This window comes from Kitasatospora sp. NE20-6, from assembly GCF_045862635.1.
In genome coordinates this window covers 17,199-36,253 of record NZ_BPRL01000049.1, presented here as the reverse complement: position 1 = coordinate 36,253, position 19,055 = coordinate 17,199, and the positions used below count along the sequence as shown (strand labels likewise).

The 19,055-nt window shown below is 69.9% G+C and carries 10 protein-coding genes; 2 read left to right on the top strand and 8 right to left on the bottom strand.

What is annotated here, in order from left to right; genetic code table 11:
* The first annotated feature begins 96 nt into the window (after nucleotides 1-96).
* Nucleotides 97-606 (top strand): hypothetical protein, encoded by a 510-nt coding sequence (locus SNE206_RS28465; RefSeq protein ID WP_407916369.1) that lies wholly within the window; start codon nucleotides 97-99, stop codon nucleotides 604-606.
* Between the two features lie 414 nt (nucleotides 607-1,020).
* On the opposite strand, the gene SNE206_RS28460 is transcribed toward SNE206_RS28465, so the two are convergent.
* The 3 genes from SNE206_RS28460 to SNE206_RS28450 form a co-directional block, all read right to left on the bottom strand.
* Nucleotides 1,021-2,070, bottom strand: a complete 1,050-nt coding sequence (locus tag SNE206_RS28460) for a hypothetical protein (RefSeq protein WP_407916368.1) — start codon at nucleotides 2,068-2,070, stop codon at nucleotides 1,021-1,023.
* Between the two features lie 137 nt (nucleotides 2,071-2,207).
* A complete protein-coding gene (locus SNE206_RS28455; protein WP_407916367.1) occupies nucleotides 2,208-3,209 on the bottom strand; it encodes a chitosanase in 1,002 nt (333 codons plus the stop codon).
* A 128-nt stretch (nucleotides 3,210-3,337) separates the two neighbouring features.
* Nucleotides 3,338-3,997, bottom strand: coding sequence for a polysaccharide lyase (locus SNE206_RS28450; protein ID WP_407916366.1), 660 nt, complete (start codon nucleotides 3,995-3,997; stop codon nucleotides 3,338-3,340).
* A gap of 651 nt (nucleotides 3,998-4,648) precedes the next feature.
* On the opposite strand from SNE206_RS28450, the gene SNE206_RS28445 reads away from it, so the two are divergent.
* The gene (locus SNE206_RS28445; RefSeq protein WP_407916365.1) at nucleotides 4,649-5,218 is read left to right on the top strand and encodes a WhiB family transcriptional regulator; all 570 of its coding nucleotides are present in this window, start codon (nucleotides 4,649-4,651) and stop codon (nucleotides 5,216-5,218) included.
* Between the two features lie 434 nt (nucleotides 5,219-5,652).
* On the opposite strand, the gene SNE206_RS28440 is transcribed toward SNE206_RS28445, so the two are convergent.
* The 5 genes from SNE206_RS28440 to eccCa all read right to left on the bottom strand — a co-directional run bounded on the left by SNE206_RS28440 (nucleotide 5,653) and on the right by eccCa (nucleotide 18,916).
* A complete protein-coding gene (locus SNE206_RS28440) occupies nucleotides 5,653-6,741 on the bottom strand; it encodes an alpha-hydroxy acid oxidase (RefSeq protein WP_407916364.1) in 1,089 nt (362 codons plus the stop codon).
* A gap of 313 nt (nucleotides 6,742-7,054) precedes the next feature.
* Entirely contained in the window at nucleotides 7,055-8,683 is a 1,629-nt protein-coding gene (locus tag SNE206_RS28435; RefSeq protein WP_407916363.1) for a condensation domain-containing protein, read from the bottom strand.
* Nucleotides 8,684-8,711: 28 nt separating this feature from the next.
* Nucleotides 8,712-11,870 carry a type I polyketide synthase gene (locus tag SNE206_RS28430; protein WP_407916362.1) on the bottom strand — a complete coding sequence of 1,053 codons (3,159 nt, stop codon included), beginning with the start codon at nucleotides 11,868-11,870 and terminating at the stop codon, nucleotides 8,712-8,714.
* A gap of 100 nt (nucleotides 11,871-11,970) precedes the next feature.
* Nucleotides 11,971-14,046, bottom strand: a complete 2,076-nt coding sequence (locus SNE206_RS28425; RefSeq protein WP_407916361.1) for a hypothetical protein — start codon at nucleotides 14,044-14,046, stop codon at nucleotides 11,971-11,973.
* A gap of 919 nt (nucleotides 14,047-14,965) precedes the next feature.
* A complete protein-coding gene (eccCa, locus tag SNE206_RS28420; protein WP_407916403.1) occupies nucleotides 14,966-18,916 on the bottom strand; it encodes a type VII secretion protein EccCa in 3,951 nt (1,316 codons plus the stop codon).
* Nucleotides 18,917-19,055 lie beyond the last annotated feature (139 nt).

Below are 19,055 nucleotides of genomic sequence, written 5' to 3'. Positions count from 1 at the left end.
GCCTACAAGGGCCGGTCCGGCCCGCCTGCCGCTCCCTGGGGCGAGCACCGAGCGCTGCCCCGGTCAACCGGCAGCCCGACATCGTGTGGAGAGCCCGTGCTCAGGTTCAGCGGCCGCTGGCGGATCACCGTTCTGCAGAAGGCCGCCGACTTCGAGCAGCGTGCGGTGGTCCGGACTCCGCAGGGCGTCACGGTCATCCCCGGCAGAGCAGGAGCCTCGCACGTGCTGGATACCGCGGAGTGGGAGCTGTCTCTCGAACACAGCTGGGGAGCAGGATGGTTCCCCAACATCCGGGTTCTGAGCACTCCGGCGACGGGCTCCAACGGCCGGCCCGCCCGACTGCTGCGCAGCAAGGACCGGGACTGGCCGGGCGACACGGTCGAGCAGAACTTCGTGCTTCGGCTGGATCAGCTGGACCATGCGCACGCACCGGCGCCATACCCCTCCGAGGCCCGGGCTATCCGTACGACCGCGGTGCACGACCGCCTGGACGCAGCCGTTGGTACGACCGTCGACGCCAGGCGGACCGAGGCCGGTGGCGCGCCCGTGGGCAGGCCGACCGCCATGAGGACAGCGTCCATCGCCGCCTCGCCGACCGACTGGTGAGTCGGCGGACCCGTCCCGAACCTGGCCCTTTCGCGTCATTCTCCATGCCCCGTCTCCGTTTCGGAGCCGCCCTCGCCGCTGTGGCGGCACTGGCAATCGGCGGCGCCGCTCTCCACGCATCGTGCGCCGCGGCCACCAGCAACCCCTGCGCGTGGGACGACCAGAGCACGTGCGAGGCCGATGGCCGGTAGGTGGTCGACGACGGCGATCGGTACTTCTGTGGCCACCACGGTTCCAGCGGTGTGCCGATTCATCTCTACGTCTACGACTTTCCGGCCGGCTACTTCGGACGACCGGTCCGATGGTGAAGGCTGACCTTCGTACTCGCGACGCTGAGCGCCCGGAAGCACTCCTGCCGAGTGCTTCCGGGCGCTCACCGTCGCGGCCGATGTGATACGGCCTGGTGGATGCGGATCAGGACGCCCCGGCAGGCCACACCGGGGCCGAGTCCTCCTCGGGCGAGGGGCCCAGCACAAAGGCTGTGGCCCGGGAGATCACGTCGGCGTCGACCTCTGCGAATTCGAAGTCCGATTTACGGATGTGCGCGAGCAGGGCCGCGTCAGGGGCGAGGTGGTGGCGCTCCAGGAAGTAGCCCACCCCTTCCGTCCAGATCCACTCGCCATCGGTCAGGAACCCCAGCGGGACCGCCTCCCCGGCCGTGGGGTCGAGAGGGTCGGGCATACGGCTGGTGGTGCTGAGCACCGGGTAGCCGGACGCCAGGTAGTCGAGCAGACGGTCACGTTCGGTGACTTCGGTGATCAGCGGATGGTCCGGATGGAATCCCGGCCCGAGGACCGGATCTGCGTGGTCGAAGACCCGGGCGAGATGGAACTCCGGCTCGGCCGGGTCGCCGCTGGCCCAGAGAAGCAGCGCCCGGTCGAGTGCGAGCCGCTGGTATCCAAACAGCGGCTCCTCCACCGGAACCACCTCCACGCCGGCGTCCCGCTCACCTGCCGACGCCAGCGCGTCGTAGAAGGTGCCGGCCAGCGCCGGTGCATCATCGGGAAGTTCGGCCTGTACTAGGTACACCCTACGGTCGGCCTCCTCACCGAAGAGTGACCTCCGCCAGCACCTCCACACGGCTGCGATCCGTTCCGCGGACGCTTCGGCGGCCAGCACGACCGCTTCGTCCACCGCGTCGGCGCTTGTCGTCCCGGCGGGTCCGTAGGAAGCGAATTCGTAGGCGGGCTCCGGCACTTGGTCGACGGTCAGGAATCCGACGTCGACATTCAGCCGCTCGAATCCTTCGGAGTCCTCGGTCAGCTGGCGGGCACGGTCGAGCTCGTCCTGCGTGACCGCGAGGCCCCGGTCGGCGATCGCCTCCAGCGTCACCGACACTGCCGTGCGGATCTCGCCGTCCGCCAGGGCACGTCGGGCGGTGCGCAGGAGGTCGTCTGGCAGCCTTCCCGCGAGCGACAGCAGTAGTCTGTGGCAGGTGAGGTCGCGCAGCTCCTGCTCCGACATGCTTCAGGTCACCGTCCTTGTTGACGTGAGGGATATCGGTGGCGGGCCAGGGGCTTCCGAGTCGGCAACCACGGCCGCCACCACACTACTTTGCTAAACGTCCGGGGAACCGCTGATCGGTTCACGGTTCCGGCGGTTCAGCGGTTGATCGTGTAAGGCTCGCCGTAGACCCGCCACGACAGCGGCGGCTGCAGATTGAGGTTCCCTGCCTTGAGGAACTCGCGCTGCTCGGTGTCGACTCGGCTCGTGTCGTCGTGGGCTGCCTCGGTCTTCATGGCCGCCTTGCGGGCATCCAGGAATGCGTTGAGATAGGCGGTCACATCGCCGCCCTGTGCGGGCGTCTTCGCGTTCTTCATGGCGGTGGCGCGGATCCCGCCGAACGACGCGGACGAGTTGCCGGGGCCGTGCATGACGATGGCGTCGTAGTAGATGAACTGCCCGAGTATGGGCAGGCCGTCCGCCTTGGCCTGGCTGACTGCGGGATTGAAATAGACACGGTCCCGCTCGTCCTCCTGGGCCTTCTTGAACACCGGGTCATTGGCGGCGGTCTTCCAGTCGGCGACGAAGGTGGGGTCGAGACCGGCGTGGGAGGAGCTCTCGTTCACCTTCTCGAGTGCCGGGAGGTACTTCGCCAAAACGTTGCCGGGCTTGAGCTGCTTGTAGTGCTTGACCATGTCGAGCATGTCGCCCGTGCCCGAGCAGAAGCCGACGATGCCGGCGGTGTAGCCGCGGCCGTCCTTGATGTCCTCGATGTACGCGAACTGGGATTTCCAGTCGAGTGAGGAATTCTCCGCGGTGGAGACCAGTTCCATCGCGATCTCCTTCGGCCCGGGTGATGTCAGATCGAGGGCCGGGTCGATGCTTGAGATGGATGCCGGACGCTTCGACGGTACCGGGCTCATGGGGCCGACCGGGACCGGGGTGGCTCGCGCGGATTCGACGGGGTGACCGCTCGGCGTCGGTGTCGCCATCGGCGGGTGGCGGCTCGAATTGAGTGCCGACTGGGACTTGTGAGGCGGCTGGGTGGTGCGGTGGACACGGGCCGAGGCGGCCGTGGCAGGAATGACGGCGATTAAGGCCACCGCCGTGGCGATCCGGATGTTGCGTCCCATGGTGGGACGGGCGTGTCGTGCCGGCATGTGACGCTCCGTTGTGTCGGGTCGCCGCCCCATCTGACGGGCGACCGGGCTTGGCCTGCGGGGATGATGGGAGAGGCCCGTCGGCGGCCTCGGCAGCCGGCCGGGGCCGACCACGGCTGACGACGGGCTCAGTGTTGGACCCCGGGGGAGAGTGAGAAGTCCGCGAAATAGGCGTGCTGCGTGCCGGCCGGCCCCCACGTGGAGTCGTGGCCACCGTAGAAAGTGGAGAAGAAGATGCCGGAGAAGGGGATCGAGGCGATGCCCGTGGCAATGCCTGGCAGAGAGGCGGCCTGTTCGCCGTCGTACCAGACGGTGACGTCGCCCGAGGTTCGGTCTACGAGCTGCTCGACGGTGTGCCAACGGTCGTCGGCCGCCCAGTGCCAGTCGCCGACCGCGAGATCCACGCCGTATCCGGTCGGGCCGGAATCGGTAGGGGTGTAGAGGTAGACCTCGCCGTTGTCAGGTGTTCCGCTGGACCCCCGCCACATGAAGCGGGTGGACCAGCCGCCGTGGCTGCCGCCGGAGGCCTGGCCGACCTTGCCTCCGTACAGACCCGGCAGCTTGCCGGCCCTTCCCCAGTCGTAGCCCGTGGGGAACTTGACCCGATACTTCAGGTCCAGGGTGGAAGCGGACGCCAGACTTTTCAGGCCGAGCGAGTCCAGCGAGGTGTAGAACTGCCCACCGCCGGAGGTCGGGCAGTCGGTGCACGAGGGGGCGGAGGACCTGTCGCCGTAGGTGACCTGAAGAGCTGTCCCGCCTGGGGCCTCGGAGTCGGCGACTGCGGCCATGTCCTGCCATCCCCAACCTCCGGACGGGGTTACTCCCCAATCACGCTTCCAAGCTGTGCTGCCGAATCCGTCGAATCCGCCCCGCCACGCCGAGGAACCCGTGGCAGTGGGGGCCGGTGGCGATGCAGTGGCGAACTGCGGTGCCGATGACGTGGACGACGGCGACGGATGCGCGCCGGGAGATGCCGTCGGCACGGCCGAGCCGTTCGGAGCGGACGTTGGCATGCCCTGCTGGATCGTCGTGCGATGCGGCCTGTGCTGGGTCGGCCCGGGGCGGAGGCCCGCCGAGGCCACCGGCACCAGACCGGCCGTCACCAGGCCGAGGGTGGCCACGGACAGCACCACCTGCTGGCATCGCTTGCGCGGAAGACGGTGGGTGTTGCGGCGCACTGGGGAGTGCATACGTCTACTCCAGTGGTGCGGTCTCGAAGCTGGTGAATCGGGTCGGCAAGTGCCCTCGACAGAGGAACGTGCCGAAGAGCAAAGGCAGTTCATTCGGCACCCGGCCGGTGCCCGGTCCGTCGGCGACCCGTTGAACCAGGGCGATCCTTCGTCGCGTGCTATCCGGTGCGGGAGTCATTCGGACCCGCAGGATCCTTGGTGACCGGAGGCTGCTTCCCGGCTCGCCGCGCACTGTGTGAGAGGCATGAGATGTCCGCTTCCCCGGTCACCCGCTTGGCAGCGCTGAGGCTGCACCGCCGACTGCAGCAGGATGTAGGGCTCCCTGCGGACGAGGCAGTCTGTCGCTACGTCGATCCCGAGATCTTCTTCCGCGCCCGGCGCGCCTCCTCCCAGGCCGACGCAAGTTTCGATATCGCGAAGGAGGTCTGCCAGGTGTGTCCGATCCGCGAGGCGTGTCTGCAGACGGCACTTCGGAACGGCGAGAGTGACGGTGTCTGGGGCGGGTTCACCCCCGGCGAGCGGCGGCGCTTCTCGGGACAGATGCGTGACTTTCTGGCACTGGGTGAGGAAGGCGTGGAGTTGGTGGAGCGGACGCTCCTGAGCGGGGGGAAGATTCAGCAGAGGCACCGCCCCGGCGTGGTGCTGATGCTGCTCGACCAGGGCTGGTACGAGTCGGCCATCGCGGAGGCGATGGATGTCGCCCCGGGTACCGTCCGGGCCGCCCGGGAGACGGCTGAGCGTATCCAGTTGCACTGCAGAGCCGTCGGGATCGACCTGCCGAGCTGGGCACGCCGGCTGCCCGCTGCCGTGGCCAGCTGATCGCAGACCTGCTCCACCGGCCGCGGGTACCGGCCGACGGTCCGGTACCCGCGGCCCGCGTATCAGTTCCCCGCGGCGCGTTGCAGCCGCGACCGAGGGCAGGGGGAGGCCCCGCCGTGTCCACGGCTACCATGCTCCTGGCCCTCGCCAGCCGGTCGGCGAACAGGTCCACCGTCTCTCCGGCGCCACCGACCACCGGCAGGTCCGCGACCACGAAGTCGATCCGGGCGCCCTCCCGTGCGGTCCCGGACCGCGAGTCCGGGTGGACAACACGTCCGGAGATTGCGGCGCATTCGATGCCGATGCCGGCGATGCCCTTCCGCGTGGAAGAGGCCGTACGGGCCGTCCTCCAGCAGCAGGTCGAGTTCCCCGGCTGCCCCGCAGCAAGTTTCATCCGGGTGGCCCGGTCGAGGGCTGTGGCTTGACGGCTTGGGTCACTGCCCGGCTGAGCGCACCGTGCTCAGGCGTCTGGCTGCGGCCAGGTCGCGGCAGCCGGCGAGCAGCAGGGCGGACCGCAGTTCGTCGCGGACCAGACCGAGCACGTGCGACACCCCCAACTCGCCGCCGACGGCGAGGCCGTGCAGTACCGGCCGTCCCAACAGGACCGCATGGGCACCGAGCGCCAGGGCCCGCAGGACGTCGAGGCCGCTGCGGATGCCGCTGTCCACGAACAGGGTGCATCGGCCCGCAACCGCCTTACGGATCGCGGGAAGCGCGTCGATCGGTGTGATCGCGCCGTCGAGCTGTCGGCCGCCGTGGTTGGAGACCACCAGGGCATCGACTCCGGTATCGGCCGCGATCCTGGCGTCCTCGGCCGCGAGCACGCCCTTCAGTACGATCGGGAGTTCGGTTCGGTCGCGCAGCCACTCCACGTCCGACCAACCCAGGGCCGGTTCGATGGACAAGGCGGTGTGCTCGGCCACGGTGCCGCACTCCTGGACGGTCGGCAGGTTGGCCGCGTGGACGGTGTCGGGCAGGGCGAATCGGTTCCGGTCGTCGCGCGGCCGGCGGGCCATCACGGGAACGTCGACGGTCAGCACCAGCCCGGTGCATCCGGCGGCCTCGGCCCGCCGCACCAGTTCGGCCGTACGACTGCGGTCGCGCAGCCAGTACAGCTGGAACCACGTGGTGGCACCCGTGGCGGTGATCTCCTCCAGCGGCACGCTGCTCATCGTGCTGGCGATGAAGGGGATGCCGGCGAGTTCTGCCGCACGGGCGGCGGCGAGTTCGCCTGCCGGATGGAACAGCTGCTGGAAGGCCATTGGGGCGATGGCGACGGGCATGGCAGAGGGCATGCCGAGGAGTTCCTCGGTGCAGTCGGCGGATGCGACGCCGGACAGCACCCGCGGGACGATCCTGACAGACTGCAGCGCAGATCTGTTCGTGATCAGAGTTGTCTCCTCGCCGGCGCCACCGGCAAGGAAATCCCATCGGTCACGTGGCAGCACGGCGAGCGCCAGTCGTTCCATCTCGGCGAGAGAATCCACCGATGCCATCGTCGGGGTACGGCCGGTCAGAGTCATCGGACCTCCTGGCCTGTTCGCTGGACCTTCATCGCTTCGTCCAGGGCTCCTGGACGCTGCCGCTGCCGAAGGAGTGGGCCCCGGTCCGGTCGATCACCTCGAAGAACAGCGTGTGCCGCGGATGATCGGACCGGGTGATGACGGGGCAGAAGGGAGCGGGCGACGGATGTCGCGACGCCCTGCAGGGCGAGTCCGAGGCCGGTGGAGTGTGCAACGGTCGCGCAGACGTCCGCCACCCGCATCCCGACGTGGTGGGGCCCCGCGGGGCTGGGCGGGATGGGCCCGGGCCAGCCGGGCGGTGAAGTTGTCATGGTCATCGCTTTGCTCTTCGGCGGTCGGGGATGGTGGGAAACGGCGGGTGAGCGGGGAGCGGCAGGCGGGCGATGAACTCCCGAACCACTGCTTCGACGAAGGATGCCGAGACCAGATCGGCCCGGTGGGTGACTTCGATCAGGGCTGAGCCATCCGGTCGGGGCCATACTTCGGTGGTCAGTCCGAACGCCGAATGCTGCCGCGGTAAGTGACGGAACTCCGCTCGGCAGCCGGGTAGTTCGAGATCCGCGCGGGCGTGGTTCTGGAGCGCGAACATGCTCCAAGGCAAGGGTGTCCGCGCTGCAGACGGCCGTCCGGCCAGCCCGGTCACGTCTACGAACAGGACGTCCTGATCGGCTAGGGCATCTGCGACGGCGCGACGGACCACGTCGAAGGGCAGTGCCGCGCCCTCCTCGGTGCGCAGCCGCAGCGGCACCATGTCGATGAAGCAGCCGAGCGACTCTGTGCGCAACGCTGTTCCGCGCCGCACGATCGGTACTCCGATTCCGAAGTCCGAGCATGCGGTCACCGTGCGCAGTGCCTCCGCGTAGGCATGCAGCAGGACCGTGAACGGGGTGGCGCGCAGCTGCCGGGCCCTCCCCGCCACGGTGGACCAGGTGGCTGGGTTCAGCCGGTACGTATGCGCCCGGGTCGGCTGGACAGTTCGCTCATCGGGGCGGGGCGGCACCACCGGCAGCTCGGGGATGCCTCGCAGGACCTCAGCCCGGTGGGCGTGCCGGGCTGCCCGGTCGACGAGCGACAGCTCGGCTCGGCGATCGTCTGCGAGCTGTGCGAGAGTGGGCGCCGGGTTCGGGAAGGACGGTTCCAGCCCGGCGAGTCGCGCTGCGTAGCAGTGCGAGAGTTCTCGGGCGAGCACGGACTCCGAACCGCCGTCGAAGGCGATGTGGTGGACGGCGATTCCGAGCATTTCTCTGCCTGTTGCCGCATTCTGCACCGTGACGGTGCGCCAGTTGCGGCCCGTGCCGGGATCGAGTGGTTCCCTGAGAGCGGCCACGAGGGCGGCGTGCGCGGCTTGCTCGTCAGGGGACTTCGGCAGTCGGCGAACTTCGGGGGCGGCGTGCCCGGCGGAGGGGTTGGCGAACGGGCCCGACAAAGCGTCGGCCGGCAGGTACGCGGCGTGCAGTGCCTCGTGGCGATGGTGCAGGTCGCCCGTCGCGGCGCTGAGTGCGGCATGGTTCAGTCGGCCGTCGATCCACCAGGCCATCAGGCAGTTGTGCGCGTTCCCTTCTGGGGCGGCGGCTTGTCCGGCCCGGAAGAACTCCTGGACGGGGGAGAGCGGGGTGCGTAGGCCACGCTCGGCGTTCGTTGCCGTCACGAGCGGGAGGCCCGCTGCCACAACGCTGTGCAGTAGGGGGACGATGGCGCGCTGCCGTACCCGGTCGAGCTGAAGGGCCGTGTGCTCCGACTCGGCGGGCTCGGTGCGCTGTCCACGCAGCTTGGTCTGCCGGTCGACTGGGTCGGCGTACTCGGCCATTCGGTGGTGCTCACGCAGCTCGTGGTAGATCTCGTGGCCGATGTCGGGCACGAAGGCGTGGTCGTTGCTGTCGAGGTTCTCGACGAGTCGGCGCACCGCTGCGGTGCCGGTGCCGACCGGTGACTCCTGTGGCATGGTGCTCCGTTGTGGACGGTGGGTCGGGTCAGCGCGTCTGCGGCGTGGACAGCAGCTCGACCAGATGGGTGGCGATGGTGTGCACGCTCGGCAGGTTCCGGAACAGCGTGTGCGGGAGTTCGGTGTCGAATCGGTGCTCCAGCTGCCGGAGGATCATCGTGCCGAGCAGCGGGTCCGCGCCGAGGTCGGCGAGCGGGCGCCGCGGTTCGAGGCTCTCGGGCGACAGTTGTAGCTCCCGTGCGACGACCTTGCCGACTGTGGCGGTGACCTGGGCGAGCAGTTCGTCTGCTTCGAGGCCGTCCCACTCCGGGACTTCGGATCGTGCGCCCGCGGATCGGCGGGCGCCCGTGGCGAGGAATGTGGTGGGCAGCGCGTCGGCCGGTACGGCCTCGTCTCCGAGTGCGGCGTGCCAGTCCCGGTGCGGGAGGGTCGCATCGTCGAGCACCGTCTGCAGGGGCCGGGTCCGCGTCGAGCCGTGGACGATGGCAGGTCCGCCGGGGAAGGGGCGCGAGTTCGGATCGTCGAGTGCCTGCGTGTGATGGGGTTCGAACCTGTAGCGGTGGTGCTGCCAGGGCCGAGTCGGCAGCTCCGCGAGCCTGCCCGCCGGCTGGAGCTCCTCCCAGTCGACCGGAACGCCGTGGTTGTGCAGGGTACCGAGGTTGTCGAGGAGATTCGACAGCTCCGGCCGGTTGCGGCGCAGTGAATGGGCCATCACACGGTTGCGGATCGCCAGCGAATCGAGGGTCTCCAGGACGGACTGCGACACCACGGGGTGAGCGGAAACCTCCAGGAAGGCACGGTGGCCGTCGGCTGCGGCTGCGGCCACGGCGTCGTCGAGCCGGACCGGCGCGCGTAGGTTGGCCACCCAGTACGCCGCATCGCGGGCGGTGGTGGACCGGGGGTTCTGCAGGACGGTGGAGTAGACCGGCAGCCGGGCCGGTCCGGGGCTGAGAAAGGCCAGGTCGTTCATGAGGCGTTCCATCAGTGGATCCATCGCGGGACTGTGGAAGGCGACGTCCGAGTCCACCGGACGTACCGCTGTCCCCTGTTCCCGCCACTGTGTGCACAGTTCGGCCACGGCAGCGGCCGGTCCGGACACCACCGTCGACCGGGGGGATGCGCTGATGGCGGCCGTGATGTCCCGTCGGTCGCCGAGGCGGCGCACCGTCTCGGCGAAGGAGAGTGACACCATCGCCATCGCCCCGTGCCCGGCCACGTCGGGCAGGAGCAGCGAGTGGTGGCACATGAGCCGGGCCGCGTCCGGCAGGTCCAGGATTCCCGCCACCGTTGCTGCTGCGACCTCGCCCGTCGAGTGGCCGATCACGGCCGCCGGCGTGACGCCGTACGAGCGCCAGACGGCCGTGAGCGCCACCTGAACCACGAAGATCAGGACCTGGGCGTGGTGCACCGGGTACGGCTGGTCCGAGTGTAGGGCGGCGCGCACGGAGAAACCCATCCTGGCCGCCACGATCGGGTCGACCAGATTGACGATTTTTTCGAACTCGGGTTCGCCTTCGAGGAGCTCCCGGCCCATGCCGGGCCACTGCTGGCCGTGGCCGGAGAATACCCAGACAGCCCCTCGCGCGGGGCCGTCCACGATCCGGCCCTCGGACACGCCGTCGGCACGCCGGCCGTCCGACAGGGCCCGCAGCCGGTCGGCCAGCTCTGTCCGGTCCGCCGCCACGACGGTGCCCCGAGCGGCCAGATGGCTTCGATGGACGGCGAGCGTCCGGCCGAGATCCGTGAGCGGGAGGACGGGCGCCTCCCGATCCTCCAGCCGGTCGGCCAGGTCGGCGGCGAGTGCCCGCACACCTGACGGCGTGGCGGCCGACAGCGGGTACAGGTGTGGACCGTGAGGGTCTCCGGAGGATTCCGGCTGGTCGGTCTGAGGGACGGCCTCTTCCACCACGGCGCACGTGATGGTGCCGCAGTAGCCGTAGTCGGTGACCAGTGCCCGGCGAGGGCCGCCGTTCGCCGGGGCAGGCCAGGCGAGTTGCTGGGTCACCGGGCGGAGGCCCGACGAGTTCCACGGGAGCGACGGATCGAGGCCGGTCGGGAGCAGTGTGGCGGGAATACGGCCGTGTTCGACGGCCAGCGCCACCTTGATCAGGCCGGCCACACCGGAAGCGGATTCGAGATGGCCGACGTTGCTTGTCACCGAGCCGATCGGGCACGGCTCGTCCACCGCGCGGCCGGCCCCGACAACGGCGGCGAGCGCCCCGGCCTCGATCGGGTCGCCGAGCCGCGTACTCGTTCCCCGGGCCTCCACGTATCCGATCGACAGGGGGTCGACACCGGCTCGGGCACACGTCTGGCGCAGCATGTGCTCCTGGGCTTCTTGGCTGGGCTCCATGATGCCGTCGGTCCGGTCGTCCTGGTATACCGCGCTCCCCCTGATCACCGCGCGGACAACGTCGCCGTCCAGCAGGGCGTTCTCGAGGCGCTTGAGGACGATGACTGCGCAGCCTGCCTCGTGCCCGTGGCCGTCTGCGTTCGCGTCGAGGGCCACGGAACGCCGGTCCGGGGAGATTGCCCCCGCCGTGCCAGGCACAAGGCTGAAAGCCGGCCTGGCCGCCGGCATGACCTCTCCGGCGAGGGCAAGTGAGGTCTCGCCGCTGCGCAGCGCCTGGCAGGCTTGGTGTACGGCGGCGAGTGCGGCCGATCCTGTGGTGTTCACCGTGACGCTCGGGCCTTGCAGGTCGAGTACGTGGGAAACCCTGTTCGACACCGCGCCCATCGAGGACCCGGCGCCCATCCACCCCTCGATGTGTGGCAGCGACTCCGGCATGTGGCGGCCGTGGTCGTCGAAGCACACCCCCATGAACACCGAGCCGTCGGTGCCTGCAAGCCGGGAGGCCGGGACACCCGCGTGCTCCAGGGCCTCCCACGCAATCTCCAGTGTCACCCGTTGCTGTGGGTGCATCAGCTCGGCCTCGGGAGAGGAGATTCCGAAGAACTCTGCATCGAAGCCGGTGATGTCCTCCGGGAAGGAATCCGGCTGGATAGTGCCGCGCACGACCTCGGAACGGCGGGGCCCGTCGGCATTCGAGTCCCATCGCCTCTCCGGGACTTCTTTCCGGGCGTTCCTTCCGGCGAGCAGGAATCTCCAGTAGGCGGCGGCCGAGTCGATCTTTCCGGGGAACCGGCATGCCATGCCGATGACGGCGATCGGATCGTGATCGGACACGTGAACTCCCTCGGACCGGCCCGGGCGATGTGCCTACGATCGGTTGCGGACGGCACCGATCGGTTGTGCTCCGATGAACGGGGCCTGCTCCGGTCCGGGTTCAGCTGATCAGCGGATTCAACAGGCCGCCGCATCCGGGTGTCAGCAGAAAGCGTTCGGGCCGCTCCACTGGCCTGCGCTCCGCCTCCGGTGTTCTGTCGCGCTTGCCGAGCCAGGAGACCAGGCGTTCACGAGCACTGCGGTCACGGTCCGCGGAGTCGGTGCCGGCCGAGCCGGCAGCCTCGCGGAGCAGCACCCGGTCGGGGCGTGACCCGGACACGCCTGGTAGGACGTCGACCACGACGAAGCGCGTGCCTGGCGGAAACACCACCTGGGGCTCCTCGCCCGAGGCGCCGAGGAGCGAGGTCCGTCGACCTGTCGTGGACCAGACGGCGAATTCCACGGGCACGCCCAATCCAACCGTGTGCAGAGTGAGCCCGGTCACCGCCGCGGGCTCGAAAAGCTCCCGCCCCGGCTCGTAGCAGGAGAGCAGCGATTCGTCGGCCTCGGCGCCGAACAGCACGGCTCCGTGATGGCTCGGAAGCCTGCGCAGGCCCGAACCCAGGCAGTCGAGGAACGGGGTCAGGGGGCCGGGCTCCGGGTTCCGCGCCGCGGCCGTCAGCTCGGCCCGGGGGGCCGGGATGTCATCGTCCGAGTGGTAGAGCTGGACGGCCACCAGGTCGGGCTTGATGTCGTCCTTGGCCGTCGAGCGGAGTCCCGGGAGTCGGGTGGCAAGGTGGTCTGCGCGGCTCGCGCACCGCTGATAGTGGTTTCCGAGCAGCACCCGTACCGCCTCGCGTGTTTCGCGGCTGCTCACCCGGGCGGCCACCGGGAAGTCCTCGGCGGCGAAGACCGTGATGCGGGGCGCCGGCTCTGTTCCCGCCGTGCTCTCGGTGTCGTCCGTGTCTTCCGTGCCGGTGGCGGTGGGCTGTGCCGAGGGTTCGTTCCGAACGGTCACTGCTGGGCCGTCGGGCAGACCTGAACCCAGTATGGCCTCCACGGCCGCGGCCTCACTCCCGCGGGGTGGCGCTGCGGTCGAAGGGTCATGGGTGCTGAGGGACTGCGGCCCGGCCGGGGATACGGAAGGGTCGGGTGAACCGAGCTGGGGTGGTACGGACCCGGATGTCACCGTGGGCACCGGCACCGGCACCGGTGGAAGTGGAGGTGGCAGGTCCGGCGCAGCTTCTGGTGCGTCGTACGGGGTGCCGGTGGCGGGCGCTGTGCCGACTTGGGTGCCGTCGCCCGGGTCGAGGCCGGTTGCCGTCGGCACCGGGCCCAGGGGCGTCGGGTTGTGGCCGGTGGTCGGCACGGAAGCGCCCGCCGCCCCGGGATACCGGGACGTCGGCCTCAGGAGCACGAGGCCGGGCCCGGAGGGCGCCACGGCGGGACGGGGGAGTGCAAGGGCGGGGCCGGGCAGGGCGGTCTGCCGCGGCGGGGCACCCTCGGAACCCAGCCAGATCAGATGGTGCAGCCGTGCGACGAATCGGGCCACTGCTTCCGAGCCGGGTGTGAGCACGCCGTTCACCAGCAGGCCGAGGCCGCGGGCCCGCGGCGGTGGCAGAAGGTCCAGGACAGGCACCAGTTCCTCCCAGATCTCCTGGGACACGGGCCTGCCCTGCTCGCCGACGATCAGGAGGGGGCGCGTCGGGTCGGGCGGGCGGAAGCGCGGAAACCTCTCGACCGGGTGTTCGGGGCGCAGCCACAGCCCGGCGGGCACCGCCTCCAACTCCCAGAACGGGAACGCACGGAAGACGCCCGGCGCCGTCACCTCCCACCGCGCACCTGCCGACCGCCACCCGGACGTCGTCACATGCTGCGACCCGGTCGACCTCAACCGGGTGAGATACGGCTCCCAGGTCGGATCGCCGTGGCGATCGAGGATCCGTGAGGAATACCCGCCCCCTGCGGTGACCGGGAGGCCGACCGCGGCATGGACGGGTTCGCCCACATACTCCGCCAGCGCACCGCTGAGCGTGGTGAGGGCGCCGGGCGTCGCCCATGGAGCGCTCAGCAGTACCCGCGACGCCGAGAGATCCAGGTTGGCCAGGGTGTCGCCGAGTGCCGCGGCATCTACCTGCGGCCGGTCCGGGGTACCGATCACGATGACCAGAGTGCCCGGCCCCGCGGCCGCCGCCAAGAAGGCAGGGTACGGCACGGCATCGGCGTCCTCCGCCGACCTGATCCAGAAGCCCGATGGCAACCGGGTGACTGCGGTCCTCGGCACGGAACGGCGGACCGGACGGACCGGCTTGGCCGCGACCGTCGGGCCGGGCGGCTCGACCGCGACCGTGTCACGGAGTCTCTGCGGCGCCATTCCGGGCCGGCACATCCACCATGACGCCGCTTCTACCGCACCGTCCGGGGCGGAGACCCGCAACGTCCCGTCGGGCTGGACGGCGACCACCCCGTCCGGGGCAACCACCGTCATCCTGGCCGCCGCGGCGACCTTCTCCGCAGGCCGCCGCCCCTCGGCGGAGAGCGCGGCCATCCCGGAGGCTGCGAGTACGAGCATCGTCGCGCCGCGTGCCGACGCGGTGCGCGCGAGATCGCGCAGGCCGCCACGGAGAACGGCCACGGAGTCCGGTGCCGCCGCCAGCACGACCAGCGCATCGGGAACGGGGCGCAGGGAGCTGACCAGTACGGTGAGGTCATCGGCCTCCGCCGGGGCGATGACGAAGTGCGGGCCCACCGGTCGCAGTACTGACCGGGGCGCCCCGGCCGGCGGGCCGACCTCCTGGGCGGCCGCACCGCGTCGGCCGAACAGCCGACGGGCTCTGCCTCCGCCCGGGTCACCGGCCGCCGCACGCGGGGACTCCGGAGAATTGCCCGGTTCCGCCGCCCGGTCGGACCGCTCGGCGCCGTCCGTACCGGCCTGATGCTCTCTCAGGCTCATTGCGTCCTTTCGGATTCCCCGGCAGTCCGTGCCTTGGTGACCTCCGCAGGGGCCTGATACGGGGGTGGTGTCCGGCTCGACCGCTCGGCACAGTGAGAGGCCCGCAGGAGGCGACGCCCGTTCGGGTATACGGGTGACCGACACGAGCTGGTTCATACCGCGGTCATTCGTCGGACGCCGGGCCCTGTTCCTCGGGCTCACCCACGAGCGCGGTCTGCACCTGGACCGTCCGCCGGCGGGTGATGTGCAGGGCTCGGCCGGCCGGCAACTGCCGGGGTTTGACACTGCCGAACATGTAGCCCTCGCTGGCCGGGCAGGACAGCAGCAGGGCGGGTGTGTTCACTTCCTGCAGTTTGCGCAGCAGAGGGTCGCTCATGGCCCGGCCCGCACCGTTGGCGCTGCGCGCCACCACCAGGTGCAGACCGAGTTCGGTGCCTTGAGCCAGGTACTCCAGCACTGCTGCGAACGGGTGGCTCGCAGCGCTGCCCGAGACCAGATCGTAGTCGTCGACGACGATGAACAACTCGGGCCCGGTCCACCAGTCGCGCAGCTTCAGCTGTGCCGGGTTGATCTCCTGATTCGGCACCCGGACCTTCATGGCCCTGGCCGCGCCGTCCACGACCTGCCGTAGAACATCGACTCCCACGGCGTAGCCGAGACGGTATTCCTCCGGCACGGACTCGTACAGCTCACGCCGGAAGTCGACCAGCATGATGCGGGCTTCGGCCGGCTGGTACGCGGTGACGACCGCTTTGGTCACGAGTTTCAGCAGGTTGGTCTTGCCGGACTCGCTGTCGCCGATCACCAGCAGGTGAGGCGACTCCTCGAAGTCGTGCCAGAACGGGGCGATCTGCGTTTCCTCCACGCCCAGGGGGATCTGCAGACGGCCCCGGGGGGCCGGCAGCGTGGCCGCGTCGAGGAGCAGCGGCAGCATCCGCACCTCCGGTGCGCGGGGGCCCGTCCAGTGGTCGTTGATCAGGTCCACCAGGTCGGCGACGGCCTCGCCGAGGTCGTCGGTGCTGCCCAGTCCGTCGATCCGTGGCAGCGCGGCGAGAAAGTGCATCTGGTCGTCCGTCAGTCCGCGACCGGGGGTTTTCGGTACGGTCCCGGCCGTCCGGATGTTGATCACCGAGTCGACGGCGTCGCCGAGGCGTAGTTCGAATCGCGTGCCGAGCTGGTCCCGCAGGGCGTTGCTGATCTCGCCCCACCTCGTGGTCGCCACGACCAGGTGGACGCCGTAGTTGAGCCCGCGTCCGGCGACGAGGGCCAGGGTCTGGACGAGGTCGGGAAAGTCCTGCCGTACGGTGTTCCAGCCGTCGATCACCAGGAAGACGTCGCCGTGCTGCTCGTCGGCCAGGGTCGGATCCCCGCCCGCCCGGCGCTGGCGGAACGACGCTATCGAGTCGACGCCCAGTTGGGCGAAGCGCTGCTCGCGGCGGGCGATGATGGTGTTGATCTCCGTGATGGTGCGGGCCACCCGTTCGGCATCGTGACGTCCCGTCACCCCGCCCATGTGCGGCAGGGCGCGCAGCGCGGAGAGTGTTCCGCCGCCGAAGTCCAGGCAGTAGAACTGGACCTCCGCCGGCGTGTGGGTGAGTGCCAGGCTGAGGATCAGTGCCCGCAGCAGGTTGCTCTTTCCCGACTGGGGGGCACCGGCGATACCGACGTGGCCTCCGGCCCCCGAAAGGTCGGCGAACAGAAGGTCGCGCATCTGCTGGAACGGCCGATCGACCACGCCGACCGGCACCGCCAGACCTCCTCGGCCCGCCCAGCCGTCCGTCGTCATGCCGTACGCGGGGTGGGGTGCGAGTGGTGGCAGCAGTTCGTCGAGCGTCGGCGGCACGTCCAGCGGCGGCAGCCACACCCGGTACGCCGGAGGTCCTGCGTCCGCCAGCTTCTCGGCCGCGATCTCCAGCAGGCTTCCGCCGCTCACCTCCTCGACCGCAGTCTCCTCCACCGGCTCCTCGGTCGCCGGGGGCTGGGTGACCGCCACGTACTCTGTCCCGTACCGCACCACCTGACCTGCCACGATCTCCTGCTCGGCCGCCCGGCGCCGCGTGCGGTAGGTGCCCGACACGTATGCGGCCTTGAACCGGGTGAGGGTGGCGATGTCGCTGCGGAGGAAGCCGTTGCCCGGCTGAGGCGGGAGCTGATAGGCGTCCGGCACGCCCAGCACACCCCGACTCTCCATCGCGGAGAACGTCCGCAGGCCGATCCGGTAGGACAGGTGGGACTCCAGCGCGTGCATCCGGCCTTCGTCCAGACGCTGCGACGCGAGCAGCAGATGCACACCGAGCGAGCGGCCGAGCCGGCCGATCATGATGAACAACTCCATGAAGTCGCGGTGCGCGGCCAGCAGTTCGCTGAACTCGTCGACCACCACGAACAGCGTCGGCAACGGATCGAGCAGCGCACCGCCGGCCCGAGCCGACTCGTACTCGAGCAGGGAGCTGAAGTTGCCCGCGGAGCGGAGCAGCTCCTGACGGCGCACCATCTCGCCGTGCAGTGCGTCGCGCATCCGGTCCACCAGCGAGGCCTCGTCGGCCAGGTTGGTGATCACCGCGGACGTGTGCGGGAGACGGTCGAGGCCGAGGAAGGTCGCACCGCCCTTGAAGTCCACGAGGACGAAGTTCAACGTCTCGGACGAATGAGTCATGGCCAGGGCGAGGACCAGGGTCCGCAGCAGCTCGGACTTGCCGGAACCGGTGGCCCCGATCAGCATTCCGTGCGGCCCCATGCCTCCCTGGGCCGACTCCTTGATGTCCAGATCGACGGGTGCGCCGTCGCCGCTGATTCCCAGCGGCACCCGGAGCCGCTTCTCGGTCGACCGTTCCGCCCAGGCGCGGTTCACGTCGTGGTTGTGGAGGTCGTTGATGCCGAGCAGCGACGTCAGGTCGAAGTCGGTGGCCAGAGGCTCGGAGGAGTCCACCGAATCGCCGATCCGATACGGCGCCATGAGTGCTGCCAGGCGTCGTGCCGCACCGACCGGCAGGGCGTCCGGGCGGCCGAGCACCGTCACCTCGTCCTTGCGGTTGCGGTCCACCTCCACCATTTCGAGCCCGTCGTCCGTGATCCGCAGCCGCAGGGTGATGCGCGAATGCTTCCACTCCAGGCTGCCGCCGATGTCGATCACCGTCGCATTGCGGTATCCCGCCAACGCGGCCCGGCTGGTCGACGCCACCTGGGTACCGTCCAGCACCACCACTGTGTACGGCTCGTCCCGGCTGGGCTGCGTATCCGGTTCGTAGGGCGGCCGGGCTCCGAACTCGTCCCCGAGCAGCTGCTCCAGCTCGCCGATCGAACCCGCCACCAGCCGCACCGCGCCGGCGGCGTCGGTGTCCATGGGGTGCAGCGCGTGCGGAAGCCACTTCAGCCACTCCCAGTCGTCCCGCCGGTCGGGCTCGGTGACCAGGCCGATCCGCAGCTCGTCGGGGGCGTGGAACATCGACAGTTGCGCGATCACTGCCCGGGCGAGTGCACGCGCGGCCTCGGGGTCCTCACCCGCGTCGACGAGGATGTGAGCGTACCCGCGCACGTGCACCGCGATCGGTTGATCACCCACCGTGCCGTAGGCGTGGATGAAACGGCGCAGCGCGTGCGCGCACAACGGCTCCAGGTCCTCCACCGGTTTGGTGGCGAGTGGTGCCAGTTTCACTGCGAGCCGCTGTGCGCCCGAGCCGATTCGTACGTCGCCGAAGTCCGGATGGGTGGGCCGCCGTTCCCACAGCCGGGAGGTCCGCACGAGCGACCACAGGGAGGAGGGGGCCGGATGGCGCCAGGCCAGTGCCTGCTGCTGCTTGACGATGTGCTTGCGGACCTGGCGCCGCATCTGTGAGAGATAGCGCAGATAGTCGCGTCGCTCGCCGCGCAGCATCCGCTTGCGGTCGCTGGAGCCGCGGACCAGTTGGGTCACCAGCATGCCGACCGCCGAGAGCCCCATCATGCCCATCGCCACGTAGGTGAGGATCCCGCCGCCGCTGCCCGGATGCAGGAAGATGACGACCATCGACAGCGAACTCAGTGCCATCGGTGCCATACCGATCACGCTGGACATGCCGCTTTGTGCCTCCGGCAGCCCGGGAGGCTCCTGCAGCTGGATCTCACCGTCCGGCATCTCCGGACCGGGGCGCCGGGGGGTACGGTTGACGAGGATCACGGCCAACGGAAGGCTCCTTCACTCGCGTGGCAGCCGTAGGACCGGCCCCACCTGAGGACGGCCCGCGGACCTTCCCGGGTTCATCGGCCGGACTGAA

What these genes read in the sequence shown, in the direction of transcription:
- SNE206_RS28435 (WP_407916363.1), bottom strand. Translation starts at nt 8,683, where the DNA reads ATGCCACAGGAGTCACCGGTCGGCACCGGCACCGCAGCGGTGCGCCGA.
- SNE206_RS28440 (WP_407916364.1), bottom strand. Translation starts at nt 6,741, where the DNA reads ATGACTCTGACCGGCCGTACCCCGACGATGGCATCGGTGGATTCTCTC.
- SNE206_RS28445 (WP_407916365.1), top strand. Translation starts at nt 4,649, where the DNA reads ATGTCCGCTTCCCCGGTCACCCGCTTGGCAGCGCTGAGGCTGCACCGC.
- SNE206_RS28450 (WP_407916366.1), bottom strand. Translation starts at nt 3,997, where the DNA reads ATGGCCGCAGTCGCCGACTCCGAGGCCCCAGGCGGGACAGCTCTTCAG.
- SNE206_RS28460 (WP_407916368.1), bottom strand. Translation starts at nt 2,070, where the DNA reads ATGTCGGAGCAGGAGCTGCGCGACCTCACCTGCCACAGACTACTGCTG.
- eccCa (WP_407916403.1), bottom strand. Translation starts at nt 18,916, where the DNA reads ATGCCGGACGGTGAGATCCAGCTGCAGGAGCCTCCCGGGCTGCCGGAG.
- SNE206_RS28455 (WP_407916367.1), bottom strand. Translation starts at nt 3,209, where the DNA reads ATGCCGGCACGACACGCCCGTCCCACCATGGGACGCAACATCCGGATC.